General features: G+C 44.9%; 13 protein-coding genes. 5 read left to right on the top strand and 8 right to left on the bottom strand.

All coding sequences use genetic code 11. The features are described from left to right. Nucleotides 1–128: 128 nt before the first annotated feature. The 4 genes from QUA77_RS12435 (at nt 129) to QUA77_RS12420 (ending at nt 3,666) form a co-directional block, all read left to right on the top strand. Nucleotides 129–407, top strand: coding sequence for a hypothetical protein (locus tag QUA77_RS12435; protein WP_333450319.1), 279 nt, complete (start codon nt 129–131; stop codon nt 405–407). A gap of 15 nt (nt 408–422) precedes the next feature. Next, on the top strand, nt 423–956 hold the full coding sequence (locus tag QUA77_RS12430) for a DUF2726 domain-containing protein (protein ID WP_333310207.1): 534 nt from the start codon (nt 423–425) through the stop codon (nt 954–956). 531 nt (nt 957–1,487) lie between these two features. Then, nucleotides 1,488–2,951, top strand: coding sequence for an ABC transporter substrate-binding protein/permease (locus tag QUA77_RS12425; protein ID WP_333450318.1), 1,464 nt, complete (start codon nt 1,488–1,490; stop codon nt 2,949–2,951). Then, a complete protein-coding gene (locus QUA77_RS12420; RefSeq protein ID WP_333450317.1) occupies nt 2,917–3,666 on the top strand; it encodes an amino acid ABC transporter ATP-binding protein in 750 nt (249 codons plus the stop codon). The genes QUA77_RS12425 and QUA77_RS12420 overlap by 35 nt, the downstream gene beginning before the upstream one ends. Before the next feature lie 159 nt (nt 3,667–3,825). On the opposite strand, the gene QUA77_RS12415 is transcribed toward QUA77_RS12420, so the two are convergent. From QUA77_RS12415 to QUA77_RS12400, 4 genes are all read right to left on the bottom strand, one after another. Beyond that, nucleotides 3,826–4,551: a hypothetical protein gene (locus QUA77_RS12415; protein WP_333450316.1), complete on the bottom strand. Its 726-nt coding sequence runs from the start codon at nt 4,549–4,551 to the stop codon at nt 3,826–3,828. An 18-nt stretch (nt 4,552–4,569) separates the two neighbouring features. Continuing rightward, nucleotides 4,570–5,877, bottom strand: a complete 1,308-nt coding sequence (locus QUA77_RS12410; protein WP_333450315.1) for a glutathionylspermidine synthase family protein — start codon at nt 5,875–5,877, stop codon at nt 4,570–4,572. 62 nt (nt 5,878–5,939) lie between these two features. Then, nucleotides 5,940–6,593 carry a DUF1190 domain-containing protein gene (locus QUA77_RS12405; protein WP_333450314.1) on the bottom strand — a complete coding sequence of 218 codons (654 nt, stop codon included), beginning with the start codon at nt 6,591–6,593 and terminating at the stop codon, nt 5,940–5,942. Between the two features lie 214 nt (nt 6,594–6,807). Further along, complete coding sequence (locus QUA77_RS12400; protein WP_333450313.1) at nt 6,808–7,869, bottom strand: UPF0104 family protein; 1,062 nt, start codon at nt 7,867–7,869, stop codon at nt 6,808–6,810. A gap of 254 nt (nt 7,870–8,123) precedes the next feature. Here QUA77_RS12400 and QUA77_RS12395 point away from each other — a divergent pair, with 254 nt between their 5' ends. Further along, nucleotides 8,124–10,169 (top strand): S8 family serine peptidase, encoded by a 2,046-nt coding sequence (locus QUA77_RS12395; RefSeq protein WP_333450312.1) that lies wholly within the window; start codon nt 8,124–8,126, stop codon nt 10,167–10,169. 139 nt (nt 10,170–10,308) lie between these two features. Here the strand turns inward: QUA77_RS12395 and QUA77_RS12390 are convergent, their stop codons facing one another. The 4 genes from QUA77_RS12390 to pruA form a co-directional block, all read right to left on the bottom strand. Continuing rightward, nucleotides 10,309–10,788, bottom strand: coding sequence for a hypothetical protein (locus QUA77_RS12390; protein WP_333035252.1), 480 nt, complete (start codon nt 10,786–10,788; stop codon nt 10,309–10,311). A 177-nt stretch (nt 10,789–10,965) separates the two neighbouring features. Then, nucleotides 10,966–12,636 (bottom strand): glycosyltransferase family 39 protein, encoded by a 1,671-nt coding sequence (locus tag QUA77_RS12385; RefSeq protein WP_333450311.1) that lies wholly within the window; start codon nt 12,634–12,636, stop codon nt 10,966–10,968. Nucleotides 12,637–12,672: 36 nt separating this feature from the next. After that, complete coding sequence (locus QUA77_RS12380; RefSeq protein WP_333035254.1) at nt 12,673–14,289, bottom strand: glycosyltransferase family 39 protein; 1,617 nt, start codon at nt 14,287–14,289, stop codon at nt 12,673–12,675. Nucleotides 14,290–14,409: 120 nt separating this feature from the next. Next, nucleotides 14,410–17,385, bottom strand: coding sequence for an L-glutamate gamma-semialdehyde dehydrogenase (pruA, locus tag QUA77_RS12375; protein WP_333450310.1), 2,976 nt, complete (start codon nt 17,383–17,385; stop codon nt 14,410–14,412). Nucleotides 17,386–17,388: the final 3 nt, after the last annotated feature.

Below are 17,388 nucleotides of genomic sequence, written 5' to 3'. Positions count from 1 at the left end.
GCTTCTAAACGCTGCTGACAGCCAAGATCGGGGAAGTTTGGGGAACTTTACGATCTTCACCAATCTGCTCTGGAGAAATCCAGTTGACTCCAATAGGCTTGAATCATCAACACTCAAAGGTTCAGCTTATGACAGCCTTTCAACTCAGCCTTTTCCCAGACGAGCCACCCACTCCCCTCGACTCCCTTAACAAAAAGAGAAGAGTACAACTCCCATCCCAACCAACTGTAATTGAGCAATCCTGCACAACCCATAGAGCCGCACAACTGTTGGAGGTATCCACCACAACTCTCTACCGCGCTCGGAAAGAAGGCAAACCTTACCAGAAGGGCGCTTGGACTGCTACCGCTCTTGGTGCAAACGCTTGGACAGTCGTCTACAACCCCTTTAATTCCCACTCACCCTAATCTGAAATAAAACTCATGCTATACGCCTTTGACTATGACAATTCTTTGTCTTCATTTCCCCAATTCCAAAGCGGAGAAATTATCAACGAGTTAGAAACGATCGCTATCGATATTCTAGAGATGATTTTAGGCGATCGCTTCCGTTACTGTCCCCAAGTTCCCCTAGAAATCATCTGTTCCCGTCCAGAAACTTTCACCCGTCTTCCCATTGAACTTTGGAAATTTTGGGTGAGTTCCAGAGTCGATATCGCCTTGATGGAACGCGGTTATTGTGCTAGTCGCAAAGCCAAACTGGTGATAGAATGTCAATCTCATTGGCACGATCGCCCAGAGGTGCAGGAGCGCGATCGCAAAAAAGCCCGACTCCTTGCATCAGTTGGCGTTCCCTTAGTATACCTGCGACAAATCGATCGCGATCGACGCTTCTATCGTTTCTACACTCCCAATGGACAAAAAGAAGTCTTCTACAACTCAATTACCCAACAAGGACGGACAGAACTGGAAGCATTTTTGCAACACTATTCAACACAGTTGACAGTTGACAGTTGACTCTTAGACTATAATTTTTCTGTGTAAGTCCTGTAATTAACACAGGACTTACAGACGGCATCTATCCAAATCGAAAATCAATAATCGACAATGGTATTACTCCCACTCGATCGTACCCGGCGGCTTAGAAGTAATATCGTATTTTTTGCTCTGATCTACTGAATACCTTGTACCACATATAGATGGGATATGCTGGATGATTAGAAAGACCGAGCGCAACTAGGACAACGGTACAACATGGGTGGGAATTTAGCAAACAAGCTTTCCTTTCTAAATTGTTAAAAAATGTCCGCAAGTGACTTTTTTAAATATAAGTTACTGGCACAATTATTTATCTTTAGCCATCAGTGCATTAATACCTTTATAACCGGGTTTTTTACCTTGAGTAAAGGCTAATTATGCAGTTTGTTTGTCCCTCAAACCCCGCTTCTGGAAACCCGTGCATCCAGGATTATATTTTCCTTTACAAGGGTGACTTGATTCCGATTTGTGGTATGTTTTGGTGGCGAGGGGATTTTTTAGGACATCGATATGAAATGTTTAAAATTAAAATCAATGCTGGTGGCGGCGATCGCGATCGCCCTTTGTTTAATTGCGATCGCCAGTTACGCCCAAGCCAACAAGACTTTAACACTGGCGACTTCCCCAGACTACCCGCCCTATGAATTTAAAGATACGGCTGTTAGCGGCAACGAAATCATCGGTTTTGACATCGATATTGCCAAATATATTACTAAAAAATTGGGCTACGAACTGAAAGTAGTTGGCATGGATTTTAACGGCTTAATTCCCGCTTTGCAGGCGGGAAGAGCCGATTTTGTGATGGCTGGAATGACTCCCACCGCAGAAAGGAAAAAAAATGTTGATTTTTCTGACCTTTACTACGAAGCTCAAAATACAATTGTCGCCAATAAAGGCAGCAATTTGACCAAAGCTGAAGATTTAGCCGGGAAAAAAGTAGGCGTTCAACTCGGAAGCATTCAGCAGGAAGCTGTGAAAAAAATGGCCGGGGTGCAACTGGCTCCTCTCAATAGGATTCCTGACATTATTCAAGAAATTAAATCGAACCGCCTCGCGGCGGGAGTGATCGAGGATACTGTCGCTACGGGTTATGCTGCAGCGAACCCAGACTTGGAATTTAACACAATCCCGAATACTGAAGAAAGCGGTTCGGCGATCGCCTTTGCGAAAGGTTCGAGATTAGTTCCAGAATTCAACCGAGTCCTCCAGCAAATGAAAGCCAGCGGTCAAATTAAGGAACTAGCTACTAAGTGGTTTTCTCGACCAATTCCGCAAGAACCTGCTCAAGCAAATCAGCCTGCGGTAGCGCCCAAGTTCGGGTTAGATTTTGGGAAAATCGAGCCGAGTTTGCCTTATATTTTGTCCGGGATTGGGGTAACGCTAACTTTTACCTTGCTGTCGGCATTTCTCGGATTTATCTGGGGAATTGTCCTGTCTCTGTTTAAGATTTCTAGCATTAAACCGCTGTTTTGGTTTGGCACTGCTTACACCTCAATTTTTCGCGGAACACCGCTAATTTTGCAGTTGACTTTAGTTTATTTTGCAACGCCGCAGCTTACGGGCTATAATATATCTGCGCTGCAAGCTGGCGTGATTACTTTTTTCCTCAATTCTGGGGCTTATATTTCCGAAACAATCCGCGCGGGAATTCAAGCCGTAGATAAAGGTCAAAAAGAAGCCGCAGAATCCCTTGGTGTTCCCTACAAACTGATGATGGGCGATATTATCTTGCCGCAAGCGTTGAAAAATATTTTGCCTGCATTGGTGAATGAAAGTATTGCTTTACTCAAGGATTCAGCTTTAGTTTCAGTAATTGGCGTAGAAGACTTGCTGCGCCGCGCTACAATTGTCGGAGCAGAAAAGTATATTTACTTTGAACCTTTGATATTTGTCGGCGCAATTTATTATTTGATGGTGCTTAGTTTAACTTGGGGGGCAAATGTACTCGAACGCAGACTCCAAAGTAGCAGTTAAGGTCGATCGCCTGTATAAATCTTTTGGCAATCTTAAGGTTTTGCGCGAGATAACTACTGAGATTCATAAAGGAGAAGTGATTGCCATTATCGGTCCTTCGGGGTGCGGCAAGTCTACTTTTTTGCGGTGTTTGAATTTACTGGAAATTCCCACTTCGGGACACATATACATTGACGGGGTGGATATTACTTTGCCCAAGGCAGATATTATGAAAATCCGCCAGAAAGTAGGGATGGTTTTTCAGCATTTCCACTTGTTCCCGCACATGACTGTGCTGCAAAATGTGATGTATGCGCCTGTAAAGGTGAAGCAGGTTGAATCGGATCAGGCGCGTCTGAAGGGGTTAGAATTGCTGGAAAAAGTGGGTTTGTCAGATAAGGCCCAGGTTTATCCTTCTAAGCTTTCGGGGGGGCAAAAACAGCGGGTGGCGATCGCCCGCTGTTTGGCTATGGAACCGGAAATTTTGTTGATGGACGAACCGACTTCTGCACTCGATCCAGAAATGGTTAAAGAAGTGTTAGATGTGATGAAAGCTTTGACGAAAACGGGAATTACAATGGCAATTGTAACTCACGAAATGGGTTTTGCGCGGGAAGTCGCCCACCGGATTTTGTTTCTCGATGGCGGAAAGGTGGCGGAAGATGTGCCGCCGCAGGAGTTTTTTAGCAACCCAAAGTGCGATCGCGCCAAGCAATTTCTGGAAAAAATGCTTTAATTCATATAATAATTAGAGTTTTTAACCGCAGAGGACACAGAGGACACAGAGAGAGTTAGATGAGAAAGAGAAAGTTGCGGTAGGGTTCGTCAGTTTGAGATGCTCGATCGCCACGGACAGCATAATAATGTTGATTCGATGATTAACTTGGTAATTCTGTTAGAAAAAAGAGAGAATTCTTTGAATCACTTGGGTATTAAAATTTTTCGGAAAGCGGTGTCTTTCCTGAGCGTGATCGAGAAAGAAAGTCTTGGGATAATAAGCAAGACCGGCTTCCATCTCGCTAATCTTTTCTAATAAGGGTTCGATCAGATCGATTTTTTCGGGATGGCGATGTTGGATGAGAGTCGCAGCATTCCTAAAATGCCGCCCCTCATCCTGCGTGACCAAATGTCCTACGCGAGCAAAGCCGTTCCCATAGTGTTGGTAGAATTCCTTAATATCCCGGTGATAAGACCACACGGAACCCATTTCGTCAAACATTAAACCAACTAGAATGGTGAATTCGTTCTCAATCAAAAACGAGATCGGTTCAAGTTCATGCACCCGACTCTGGTTTTTTTGGTCGATCGCCTCTGGGGACAAACCTGATACCATGTGATAGACCTTACGTAGAGCAACGTAGTGCCGTAATTCGTCTTGCAGCCAAAGTTCGATCGCACTCATGAATTCTAACGAGAACTCCGAACTGCGAGATAGCAGATGCTCGTAGAGTGGCTGACTGTCTCCCTCAGAGAACACATCTCGGCTGAGGAGATCCATAAATCCAGCCTGAATTGTAGGCGCGACTTCGGGAATTTTCAACTCATCGGCAATAAATTCATCTACACTCCACTCACTGCTAAGAATCGGAATTCCCCGGACATCATGAGTTTGTAATTTCATAGTTTTTCTGATTAGAAGTTAAGTATTCACCAGACGATCGCTCACAATATGCGGAACGATTAAGCAATGTCGTCCGGTGATCGGATTGGTATCTCCGCGCAATACGATGCCGGAGGGAGTATCGCCGACAATCCAGGAACCTACGACGAAGTGGTAGCCAAAATATTCGGGCAAGGGTTGATAGGACTGAATAATGAATCCTTCGCGATCGTAGCCCATCGCCTCGCGGGCGTGAACGGCTCCGGCAACAAAATCGCCTGTCTCAATAGAAACCCCAATACCTTCTAGACCGACGAGAGGCTTTTTGACGTGCATTTGGGTCAGTAATGCTGTGGATTCGATCGAGATAGTATCTGTGAAGAAAGTGGGTAGCAAGAATTGAGCGTACACTGGGTGGTTGCCAAATAATTCCCACATCCACACCATCGCTCCTTTATTGCTTAAAATCTGTTTCCACAGCGGTTCAATGATTTTCACGTCCCCTGCTATCAGGCGTGATGCTAGGGCTTCATCTGCGTTAAAGGATTGGCTGGCGAGTTGCAAATCCAGCCAATCGACGATTTTCCACAGCCGCAAAATCCGATTATTAAATTGATCGACAAAAAATCCTTCTTCATCCACGCCCAGATGGTTACGCAATCCTACAAGTTGGGTAAAAAAGCGATCGTTTCCCAATTCTTGATTAATAATTTCCACCAGTTGTCCTGCCATCTCGGTATCTTCTGACAGATGCTCGTCAATTAACAAGCTCAGGCCGAATTGCTTTAAATCATAATGACGACTTAGAGTGCGGAATCGACCCGCAACTTCGTCCCAAAAGTTGTTGAACTGATCGGCATCGTTGGGGAGCGATCGCAAATCTCGGCTGTTTTTTTTCATGTCATCTAACCACAGCCATTGATAGACTGTTTCTGCACCCAAGAGAGGAGTTTCGCCGTTGATTTCTAGAAGGCTAATTTTTCCATCTTCAGTGACGGCAAGATCGAAACGGGTATAAAGAGACATATCTTCTGCTTCGTCAACCCGATCCCACGAAACCTGAATTGCTTCCCAGAAAGCAGGGGGAATAGCGAGTTTTTTCATCCGATTTTCTAGGCCATCAGCGGTAAAAAACCAGTCCAAAAACTCCCGGCACATATCCCAAAGAGCCTCAGTAGCATCCCAGATCCTCGCCTCTTCCTGGCGCGAAAACATCACCCCAAAGGGACGGTCTAAGGCTTCTGCCCAGTAGCGTTGGTTGATGTCTGCAAGAGGCTGACATTGGTAGGCGTTCTCTAATACGTGCTGCTGCCAGTTGCGTCGTCGCTGAAACAAAAAGGGATACATGGATGAAGCACCTTGCTAGTGACACTGGAGAATATGGAAAAATAGAGAAAAATCGGTCTTGGTTACTTTCCTCCGGTTCCCAAAGGAGCCGTGGAACGGACTGCGCTACCAAACCTCCCTCGTCCTTTGATGGTTCCCTGAGCTGCGTGGCCTGGGGGACGATTTGGGGTGTCGCTACTGGAGGAAAAGTAGGGAGAATCTAGCGGTATGCCCTGTAGGGGACGAGTAATCTGGGTTCTATCTGGAGTTACAATTCCGATGTTGGAGCGGTAAACGGGTTGCACTGGATAAACCGTGTAGGAGCCGCCGTTGACGCCGTTGACCACTGTTGGAGGGGCATCATCATCGACATCATCGGTGAAATAGAAGCCGCCGAACTCTGGTCGCCATCCGGGGGTAGCAGCGCTGGAATTCGATACCTGCGAGCAAATGCTTGCTGTGTCTTCTTGACATTCTGGCTGCGTGCGATACACGGGCGTAATGCGTTCGTATTCCTGCATTGCGTACCGGAACTGGGCCTGACACTGCTCTTTGGTGAACCCGTTGCTTTGGTTCATCGCATCTACAATACATTGCTGTTCGGATTCGTAGTAGCGTACTTCGTTGCGTTGGTGCAACATGGTATAAGCAAGATAGCCTAATCCACCGATCGCCAGTACACCTGATGTAATTAGAAGGTAACGAATTGTTGTCGTTCGATTGTTGTTATGAGTCATGGCTAACCAGAGGTTAGAGTCATTATTTCAAAGAACCTGTAATGTGATGAATTTGCTGCCACTGAGATGATTGGATTTACACGGTCAGCCACAGTTCAAGTAATTTACCTCAGTCTGTGAGTTGGAACTCAGGACTTTGATTATAGCTTTTACTACATGGCCCGATTCAGGGTTTCCTCGATCGCAGCAAATTATCTTCCTCAAATATTTGATTTCAAATTCGCCTTTTTTGACTGCGCTGATTTCGCTGGCGATCGAGCTTTGCTAAAAATGCACCCGAAACATCGGCCAGAATGCTAATTATCCGATACAAAGCCACCGCACTCAGAATTATACCCGTAGAAAAGCGATCGGACAGCAGGGCGATCGCCGTTGCTTCAAATACTCCCATTCCCCCCGGTGCACCCGGTACGACTAAACCGACAACAAACGCAAAACAAAAAGCACCGAACAAGTTGGGAATATTGCTAAAGTTCACCGGAGTTAAAGCAGTTACAGTTAGCAAAAAACCGCAGCCTCGCAATCCGATAAAACACATTTGTCCAATTAACGGCACTAAAGGATAGCGTTTAATTGGCAAATTAATTTTGTGGCGCGACTTGACATTCGATGTTTTTTTAGCTAGATTGGAGGTAGACTCTGCACGAAAATTCAGTTCCTCGCTCGCATCCTCCCCAGCCTGGGAATTTTCCCCATTGTTCTTGGATAACTTCAACCGCTCTACAAAAAGAACGATCGGATTTAAAATTCGGGGATGAATCGCCGTTAAAATAGCAGCCCAACCGACAATCCGCAAAAACCAATTGATTTTGTCAAAACAAATCAACCCAATCAAAACGCCCGCCGAAGCCATCAGCAGCGGTTCCAGCAACACGCTGAGAGTAGCAGCTTTGGGGAAAATTCCTGCCTTTTTTGCGTCCAATATTCGACCCCAAAAATGCCAAATATTCCCCGGCAAATACTTGGCAATATTAGTTTTGAGAAAAACTTGAATCGCCCAGGCGGCAGTTACAGGTTGGCGGAATTCTCGCAAAATCAACATCCACACCCAACCGACAAAAATTAGAGATAATAAAGTGACGCCGAGGGCGATCGCCAGCAACGGAAAACTTTCGGCTCGAATTTGGATATTCGCGACTTCTCGCCAGTGAGTTAAAAAAGCTTTGGCAATAAATAAAAACGTCCCGCCCAAAATTAAATAGCGCAAATAAGGCTGGAGACGCGATTTCGCGAGATTTAAAAAATTCTGAATTCGATGCAAGTGTTGTTTTCCCATTTTCTGACCCCGATTGTGAATTTGGGATTAAGTTATGCTGTTTTAGATTTTATATTTGAGATGGGCAAAGGCGGAATTGTGGTTAATTTACACGACATGATATGACGGAATAAATCTATTTAACCTAACCTATGCAGACCTCTACAGACTGTGCGTAATGCGCGCCTTACAGACTATTTAGGGCGTTTTTAACCACAAACTTAAATTTAAAATCTAAAATTTAGATCGATATACCTCGCTAGGAGTACATTTCTATGCCCGGCCCGAGCCCTGACGGTCTTTCCTATCTTTTAGATGATAGCCCCAATAGTTTCGCCTTGACTCCGGGCTTTTTGACTCCTTATCCTAACGGATTTTTTGCCCTTGGCGGCAACGATTTTATTATCGGTTCGTCGGATGCCGATCGCATCAGCGGCGATAATGGTAACGATCGCATTCTCGGCGGCAGCAATTCCGATACCCTGTTGGGGGGTGCAGACAACGATGTGCTTAACGGCGGTGTCAGCAGCGACATCTTGTTTGGCGATGCCGGCAGCGATACCTTGCAGGGAGGTAAGGGAGATGACGCCCTCAACGGTGACTTTGGCAGCGACGTTTTAGTGGGCGATGGCGGCAAAGATATGCTGACAGGGGGTTTGAGTCCAGATACCTTTGTCCTCCGCAGCGACTCTGCAGTCACCGATCCGGCTGCTGCCGACGTTATTACTGACTTTAACAGTTTTGTGGATTCGATCGGTCTGACTGACAATCTTACCGAAGCTGACTTGATTCTCGAAGAAATATCGATCGCCCCCGGTATTTCCAATACATTAATTAAAATTCGCCAATCCAATGCTATTTTAGGCTTGGTAGCCAACGCATCTCCACAAGACCTCGCCGATACATTCATCTCTGCAACTACCGTATTGGGCAACCAACTCAGCGAAGCTCGCGATTTAGGCATTTTGGGCGACACTCAAACGATCGCAGACTCGGTTAGCAACGCCCGGCCAGACGGCCTTTACCGCTTTACTTTGCCTGCCACTAGCGACTTTAAATTAACTGTCAGCGGTTTGACGGCTGATGTTGACGTGGCATTAATTAAAGATCTTAACGGCGACAATTCTATTGACTTCACCGATATTATTGCTTCTTCTCAACAACCGGATTTATCGCCGGAGTCGATCGACATCAACGGTTTAGCTGCAGGAACTTACTTTATCCGAATTTATCAATACCAAGGCAGTACAAATTTCTCCCTCAATCTGTCTGCAACCCCTGCAACTGTTTTTACTAACAATGCGAGCAACTTGCAGGGTTTTGACTCTCGTTTTGGGTTCGGTTTGGTGAATGCAGCGGCGGCAGTTGCTAAAGCTCGAGGTACTGCACCTTTTCCTGACGTTCCCGACTTGGGCGGCGACGAGTGGGGCAGAGATTTAATTAAAGCTCCAGAGGTTTGGGCCCAGGGCTTGACTGGAGACGGAATTGTGGTGGCAGTTATCGACAGCGGAGTTGACTACAATCACCCGGATTTGACGGGGAATATTTGGAGTAATGCGGGGGAAACGGGTGTTGATGCCATCGGTCGCAATAAAGCTAGCAACGGGGCTGATGATGACAACAATGGCTTTGTTGACGATTTCCGGGGATGGGATTTTGTCAACAACGATAATGACCCGATGGATGATAACAATCACGGCACTCATATATCGGGTTTAGTTGCTGCGAAAAAAGATGGGGTTGGGATTACTGGAACGGCTCCGACTGCGAAGATTATGCCTGTGAAAATACTTGATGGGGCAGGGGTAGGTAAAATTCGAGATGAAATTAATGCGATTAATTATGCGGTGGCAAATGGAGCAAAGATAATAAATGTGAGTTTGGGCGGCCTACAGTTGAATGCTCAAGAATTGGATGCGATTCGAGCGGCTGAAGCTCAAGGCGCGATCGTGATTTCGGCGGCGGGAAATGATGCTCGCCCACAAGTAGATTATCCGGCTCGGTTTGCCAATGAGGTAGGGATTGCTGTCGGTGGTGTTACCCGAAATGGCTTGTTTGGGAATTATTCTAACCGGGCAGGTGCGGAGACAATTAATTATTTTGTTGCTCCGGGCGGCGACGGTGGCACGACGGATTCTGGTGACGTTTATTCAACTGTGCCGCTTTCTCAACCGGGGATTCCCTATCGATATTTTGCGGGTACTTCAATGGGAGTGCCACAAGTATCCGGGGTGATAGCTTTGATGTTGCAAGCTAATCCGAGTCTGACTCCTGCTGATATTAAGAGGATTCTTGCGGAAACTGCGAATCGATCGGTTTGAATTTGATGCAAGTGCGATCGATCTACAATCCTCAATCTTCTACCAATTATTAAAAGCAAACCGTGGGGACACCGCAATGCCGTGTCCTACTCCCCGCGCCGGACACGCAATTTCGTGTCCCTACTTTTCATAATTGGTATTAAAAATTGGCGGCGTAAGTTAAGTCAAATTGGCGGCACAGGGTGATGCAGCAGTAGCTTGGTCGATCGAATACTAACTCGTAATTCATCTGCCCATCTATTTTGGTGATCGGCTGCTTTAAAGGGATGCCCTGAATATCGTATTGGCGGCGTTCTAAGGCACTCCAGTCGATAATTTTGAAGTCGATTTGGTTCTGCAACTCAGTTGCGATCAGATATAGGTGCATCTTGTCTTCAACTTTCCCAGTCAGGGGAACTTTTATTAACACTGACTGGGTGACGAGGGGTTTTTGGTCGTTGGGATGCTTCTGGGTGTGGCAGCTTTTGAGTTCTATATCGTAAGGTTCTACCTTGAATTTCTCTCCACTTGCGATCGCAGATGAGTGCAAATCTTTCAGGCACTTTTCTAGGTGAGGAATCAGCCCTAAGTCTGGATCGCACAGCAGTTTACGAATGTTGGAGGTTTCAGTGACTGTCATTTGAGATTTTTGATGTTATTTTTTTATTGTTAACTTTTAGCTTACCACGAAAAGCAAACCTATCGAACTCTCCTTGCGACATACTTCCAAAAATGGCGTTTATCGTCAGTATGTCGCAGTGAATAAGACATTTATTTTTTGGCAGCCCACCCGTGTTTTTTGCCTTAATGTTTGAGATTATTTCTTGGTAATTTTCCACAGACTAAGCTCAACATTAGCGTCAGCCCGCTCTATTTGATAGTTTTGTTGCTGAATTGCCGATCGCAAAGTAGGGGACGGTCTGTATAAAAACAACTCACTGAAACCGCCGGGAATTTGCGGGGGTTGGGGTTTTTTCTTTGCCAATTCTCGATTTTTGTAGCAAGAAGTGTAACAGCGAGGTTCTATTAGCAGTTGGACTTTTGGTTGCAGGTGATAACTTAAAGGCATGATGTATGCAATGTTGGTATCGCTGATTATCAGGGGATTGCTGGCAGCATTGACAGTCGCGGCTACTTCCAAGGCACGTAACCAACCGCTACCTTTATTCCACCAAATATCTGCTTGAGAACTAACTCCCCCGGATACAATACCTGCGAAAAAAACTCCAACTATAACTATTTTCCACAGTTTTTGCTGTTTGAAGTTCTCCAAATTGTTACTAATTTTCGCAGACAGCAGGTAAGCCACTGCTAGCTGAATTCCCACATAACAAGGAACTAAATATCGCGGATTTGCTGAGCGCCTTCCACCCTTGATTAGATCAGGTACTACTAAAAACAAAGCAGTTGTTGCAATTAATAACAATACAATCAACCACACTCGCTTTGGTGTTTGTCGGCATAGATAATAAAGGGCATAGCTGACTAAACCTAGAACCATGATTCCAACTGGAATTACTAAGGCTAGTTGTGTAGCGTTGGCAGTTCCATCAATGCCAATATCAAAAAATGCTATGGTGATAGAACCAACCCACCTGCTGACTAATCTTAAGAAATTTGTTTGTTCTGCCCATACAGTTGTGCTTCTAACTTGATTGAAGTTTTCTACAGTATTTACGAGGGAAGGCATGAAGCAGATCAAAGCGATTAAAGCTGCTACATAATAGGAAATGAATGTTTTCACATCGCGCCAGTTGGCAATAACTGCGACGTAGATTGCGTGGGCGGCAGCGACGCAGACAAATAACAAGTGGGTGTACAATCCCAGTGTTGCTGTGCCTGCATAAAGCGCCCAGGAAAGAACGAGGGCGACAGCATTTTGAGTTTCCTCAGAGCGCATTGCTCGCAGCAAGGCCGCACTAGATAAAATAGTAGTTAATGTCCACAAACTGTACTGTCTTGCTTCTTGGGCAAATATGATGTGGTAGGGAGAAATGGCGAAAATTGCGATCGCCATCCACGCTACGGCTGAAGATTCAAATAACTCCCAAGCCAGCCAATAAATTGCGGGAAATACTAGCAGGCTAATCACGGCGGCCAAACTTCTCATTACGGCAATGGAACTGCCGAACCATTGCGCCCAATATCGCGCTAGTACATAATACAGAGGCGGGTGTTGGGGGTCTTCTGTTACTAAAGAATTCAGGGTATCCCTTAAAGTTTTTTCGGAATTTATCTGCTGATATTTTTGTAAATCCGCAGGCGAGGTTATTTTCTGGTAGGAAATTTGTTTGATTATTTCGGCTTCAGTGTAGCCAGAAACTCTCAAAGAAGTATATGTTTCGTCGATCCAGTAAAATTTGCGATCGAGATTGGCGAAGCGAAATAAAATACCTATGACTAATACGGCGATAATAAAAAATCGCAGCCACTTGTCAAGTGAAGGGTTATGAGAATTTAGTCGATCGCAATTTTTCGGAAATTCCATTTTAAACAAGCTCACCTGCTTTTGCTATATAAAACATCATTTGTTGACTATTTTGCCTAGGATAATTTCGTCATTTTCCGCATAGATTGTTTGTATTTTATATTGATTACTTTTGGCAATTTTTGTCTTTAATTCGCGAGAAATACTGTACAAAAAAATCTCGTTAAAATTCTCCGGGATTTCAACATTATTTTTAGGTGGCATTAGTAATAATTTAGCTTTGGGATCGAGTTGGTGACTCATACCGAGTAAATTGCCGATATCCCATACAATATACTCTGAAAAGTCTGTTATGATTAATGGCTTAGAAGCTGAGTTGACTGTACGGGCGATCGAAACGTTAAGAAGAGAGCCAGATTTATTCCACCAATTATCTGCTGACACATAGAGGCAGCAAGACGCAATTCCCATTGAGAGCAGAACAACGAGAGCTAATCTCCACAGCTTTTGTAATTGAGCTGTAACTTGAACTTGAGTAAAAAAATAAGCCACAGATATCTGGATTCCTAAATAACAGGGAATCATGTAACGAGTGTTGACAGATCGAATCCCTCCCCTAATTAAGTCCGCTGGTAATAAAAATCCTACTATCACGAACGTTAATGTCACAACAAACAACCAAACTCGCATTTTCGTTTTACATACAAGTAAATAAAAAGAATACCCTACCATTATTAAAATCATTAAAATAACTGGCAGAGTAGATATCAAATATGGTCGTGACAAATTCCAGTAAAATCCCACATCAAAAAATTGATTGGTAATGTTCAATACCCAACTTTTTATCAATTCTGAAATAGGTCTTCTCAGAGACAGCCAGGATGTTTTATCAGTGGCATTGCCCGAGTTTTTTATAAAAGCTATAATCCAAGGAGACAGAGCAATCAATCCTGTTATTGATGCTAGCAAATAGCCAATTACCGTCTTGTTAAACCGGAATTTTTCGATAACTAATACATAGATTCCATGTCCTATTGCAACTATTCCAAATAAGAGGTGAGAATAAAATCCAACTACTAATGTTACACCATAAATTGCCCAACTACTATTAGTTTTTAGGCGCATTGCTCGTAGCAAGACCGCGCTTGACATTAAAATTAACATGACAAACAAACTGTAAGGTCGAGCTTCCTGAGCATAAACTACCTGAAAAGGCGATACAGCTATTATGGCAACTGCTAACCAAGCTGTCACCGATGACTCAAATAATTCTAAGCATAGCCAATACATACAAGGTAATGCCAGCACGCTAAAAACCGCCGACAAACTTCTAGTTACTGCAATTGAATCTCCAAACAGTTGCACCCAGAATCTCACTGCTACAAAGTACAGGGGAGTAAGTTGAGACTCTTCTAATGCCAATCCTTTTACGGTGTCAAAAACGCTTTTCTCTGTATTTATTCGCTGGTACTTTTGTAGAGTTTTTATTTCCTTGATTTTACCGTCACCAAACTCTTGAATAAATTCAGATTCTGTATAACCCGAAATCCGCAGTGAAGTGTAACCTTCGTCTAGCCAGTAAACTTTTTTTTCGAGATTGGCGAAACGAAAAAATATACCCAGGACTAATATAACTATCATTAAAACTCTCATCCACTTGCCAAGTGAAGGATGGTGATAATTTAGCCTAGCACCATTTTTTGTATATTCCATTTTAAATAAATTCAATTATAACAACAGAATAGCCCAGCCCCGACTTCTTTGAACCAAGATAGCATATACCCGACTTCTTTAAGAAGTCGGGTATCAAATCTTAATCAAACGAATTTAAGATTAATCATCTACTCCTTCAATCGGCGCAAAACCTTGCCTCTGAATATTTTCGGTTATGGTGCGGGGTTCGAGGAATTGCAGCAAATAATCCGGGCCACCCGCTTTAGAACCAACCCCCGAAAGTTTGAATCCTCCGAAAGGTTGTCGCGATACCACAGCGCCGGTAATTCCGCGATTGATGTACAGGTTTCCAACTTCAAAATCCGATGCTGCTCGATCGATATGCGAAGGCGTGCGAGAATACAATCCGCCGGTTAAAGCAAAATTCGTGCCGTTAGCAATCGCAATCGCTTCGCTGAAATTTTTTGCCCGCATCACCGACAAAACTGGGCCGAAAATTTCTTCTTGGGCAATAGTTACTGTGGGCGATACTTCCGTAACAATGACTGGGCCGACAAAATAGCCGGTTTCCGGTGCCGGCATTTCTAAAGCTATTTTAGCTTCGGCGCGACCTTTTTCGATGTATTCGCGGATGCGCGATTGGGCATTTGCATCAATCACAGGGCCCACTTGAGTGCCTGGATTTTCTGCTGGGCCGACATTGAGCGATCGCGTCGCTTCTACCAATCTTGCCACAAAATTATCGTACACTGATTCGACCACAATTACTCGCGAACAAGCGGAACATTTTTGGCCGCTGTAGCCAAATGCCGAATAAACTACGCCTGCAACTGCTTGGTCTAAATCTGCACTTTCATCGACAATAATTGCATTCTTGCCGCCCATTTCCGCAATTACTCGTTTCAGGTGTTTTTGTCCAGGCTGCAAAATCGCAGCATCGGCATAAATCTGACAGCCCACTTCCTGAGAACCGGTGAAAGTAATCATGTGAACGTCGGGATGTTTCACCATGTAAGCGCCGACGGTTGAACCTTTGCAAGGCACGTATTGAAATACGCCTTTGGGAATGCCAGCTTCTAGCAAAATTTCTGTGATTTTTGCGGCAATTACTGAGGAAACTTCCGCAGGTTTGAGCAAAGTACAATTACCTGCCACCAGCGATGCAACTGTCATGCCAACGGGAATTGCGAGAGGGAAATTCCAAGGCGAAATGATTAAAGAAATGCCGCGCGGCTGATAGGTGTAGCGGTTAGTTTCTCCGGGAATGTCGTAATTTTTCCCTTGTTCTAACCGTTCCATTTCGTCGGCGTAGTAGCGGCAAAAATCTATAGCTTCAGAAACTTCGGCATCGCATTCTCTGACGGGTTTGCCGACTTCAAACACCATCCAAGCTGACAGTTCGTGCCGCCGCTGTTCCATCAACTCAGCGGCTTTGCGGAGGACGCCGGCGCGCTGGCGAACGGGGGTTTTCCGCCAACTGGTGGAGGCTGCTTTTGCTGCTTCCAGGGCTTGTTTGGCCTGTTCTTCGGAAAGCAATCCGATTTTGCCAACTACTTCTGTGGGATTGGAAGGGTTGAGAGAGTTAACTGTTGCTTCAGTATTTTGGTACTCGCCATTAATTAGCGGTAAATAGGTTTTACCTAAGTTAGCCCGCACTGATTTGATGGCTGTTTCTGCTTGTTGCCGCAATTTGGTATTGGCGTAGTCTGTATCGGCAACGTTGGGAAATACTTTGCTGTAAACTAGCTGGTCATTTCCATTAGCAACGGGCGCGGCTAACAATTGTTCGATCGGCATTTCTTCGGAACTTTGCCGGATGAAAGAACTGTTGGCGGTATTTTCCAGCAAACGGCGGATCAAATAAGCCATTCCCGGCAGTAAATCGCCGTAGGGGCAGTAGACTCGAACGCGATAACCCCGATCGACTAAAAGCTTAGCCAATTTGTCGCCCATGCCGTACAGCACTTGCATTTCAAAGCGGCGGCGCGGTATATTGAGAGTTTCGGCAATGGCGATCGCCCTCGCTTGCGATCGCACATTATGACTGCCAATAGCTGCATACAAATATTCGTGATTTTCTAGCAGCAACTGCGTCATCTGCTCGAAATTAGCATCGGTAGCAACTTTGTCATTGTAGACCGGCTGTGGCCAATCTTTCTGCATCGCTTTGATAGTTTCCTGATCCCAGTAAGCGCCTTTTACCAGACGCACTGTTACCGGATTTCCGCGTTTTTTTGCCCAGGAAATCAGGTTTCGCAAATCTTGAGCACTGTCGCGCAAATATGCTTGCAATGTAATTCCAATATCCGTGCGACTGCGAAACTCTTCCTCTAACAATAAGTCTTTGAGAATGCTCAGAGTTAAACTCTTGTAAGCATACTGTTCCATATCAAAATGAACAGCCGCTCCCAACTCCTTCGCGCGGCGCAGTAAAATGCGAATTCTCTCGCTTACTTTCTCCTCGCTACCTTTAGCATCCAAAGGGTCAAACTGAGAATAAAAAGCCGTTAACTTTACCGATACTTGCACTCGCGGCAGAGTTTCGCCGTCAGCTTTGTCAATTGCATCTACTTGCGGCCAATTCTTCGCTGCATTCGCGAGTTCCTCCATCAATTCCAAATAGCGGTTAAGATAAATTTGCGCCTCAGTTTCAGTAATGACAGCTTCCCCCAAAAGGTCAACTGTAAAACCCATTTTATCTTTGCGAAGTCGCTCTAAAGTTTTAACTACCTGCTTGATATTTTCCCCAGAAATATACTTGTGCGCCAAAGTTTCCACCGCAGGCGCAACCGTCGTCGCAGCCAATTGTCCAGGAATCGAATCAGCGTTAGTAAAATTGAGCAATTTTTTCAAAGCTTCGGGCAATTCTACCTCTTCAGCAGTCAGGTATTCTTGCAAGTGGCGGGCAATTTCCGGCTTGCTGCGGAGGGCCGGCAAACAGTCGATGAATCGAAACAACTGCACCCGCAGTCCGGGGCTAGCCATCGCCCAATCCATCAGTTTGTCGTCCCAGCGCATTTGGTCTTGCAGTTGACCGAAAAAAGATCGCTTTTTGTCTTGAGTTGCCTTCAGGATTTCTTTGGCAATTTCCTGAGTTTTTGCTTCGTAGATGTTTTCAGATACTTGTGCGATCATTGG

This window comes from Microcoleus sp. K5-D4, assembly GCF_036704575.1.
GTDB lineage: Bacteria > Cyanobacteriota > Cyanobacteriia > Cyanobacteriales > Microcoleaceae > Microcoleus.
This window is presented reverse-complemented; position numbering and strand designations above follow the sequence as displayed.

Coding starts and splice junctions, on each gene's coding strand:
- QUA77_RS12435 (WP_333450319.1), top strand. CDS start 129: ATGACAGCCTTTCAACTCAGCCTTTTCCCAGACGAGCCACCCACTCCC.
- QUA77_RS12430 (WP_333310207.1), top strand. CDS start 423: ATGCTATACGCCTTTGACTATGACAATTCTTTGTCTTCATTTCCCCAA.
- QUA77_RS12425 (WP_333450318.1), top strand. CDS start 1,488: ATGAAATGTTTAAAATTAAAATCAATGCTGGTGGCGGCGATCGCGATC.
- QUA77_RS12420 (WP_333450317.1), top strand. CDS start 2,917: ATGTACTCGAACGCAGACTCCAAAGTAGCAGTTAAGGTCGATCGCCTG.
- QUA77_RS12415 (WP_333450316.1), bottom strand. CDS start 4,551: ATGAAATTACAAACTCATGATGTCCGGGGAATTCCGATTCTTAGCAGT.
- QUA77_RS12410 (WP_333450315.1), bottom strand. CDS start 5,877: ATGTATCCCTTTTTGTTTCAGCGACGACGCAACTGGCAGCAGCACGTA.
- QUA77_RS12405 (WP_333450314.1), bottom strand. CDS start 6,593: ATGACTCATAACAACAATCGAACGACAACAATTCGTTACCTTCTAATT.
- QUA77_RS12400 (WP_333450313.1), bottom strand. CDS start 7,869: ATGGGAAAACAACACTTGCATCGAATTCAGAATTTTTTAAATCTCGCG.
- QUA77_RS12395 (WP_333450312.1), top strand. CDS start 8,124: ATGCCCGGCCCGAGCCCTGACGGTCTTTCCTATCTTTTAGATGATAGC.
- QUA77_RS12390 (WP_333035252.1), bottom strand. CDS start 10,788: ATGACAGTCACTGAAACCTCCAACATTCGTAAACTGCTGTGCGATCCA.
- QUA77_RS12385 (WP_333450311.1), bottom strand. CDS start 12,636: ATGGAATTTCCGAAAAATTGCGATCGACTAAATTCTCATAACCCTTCA.
- QUA77_RS12380 (WP_333035254.1), bottom strand. CDS start 14,289: ATGGAATATACAAAAAATGGTGCTAGGCTAAATTATCACCATCCTTCA.
- pruA (WP_333450310.1), bottom strand. CDS start 17,385: ATGATCGCACAAGTATCTGAAAACATCTACGAAGCAAAAACTCAGGAA.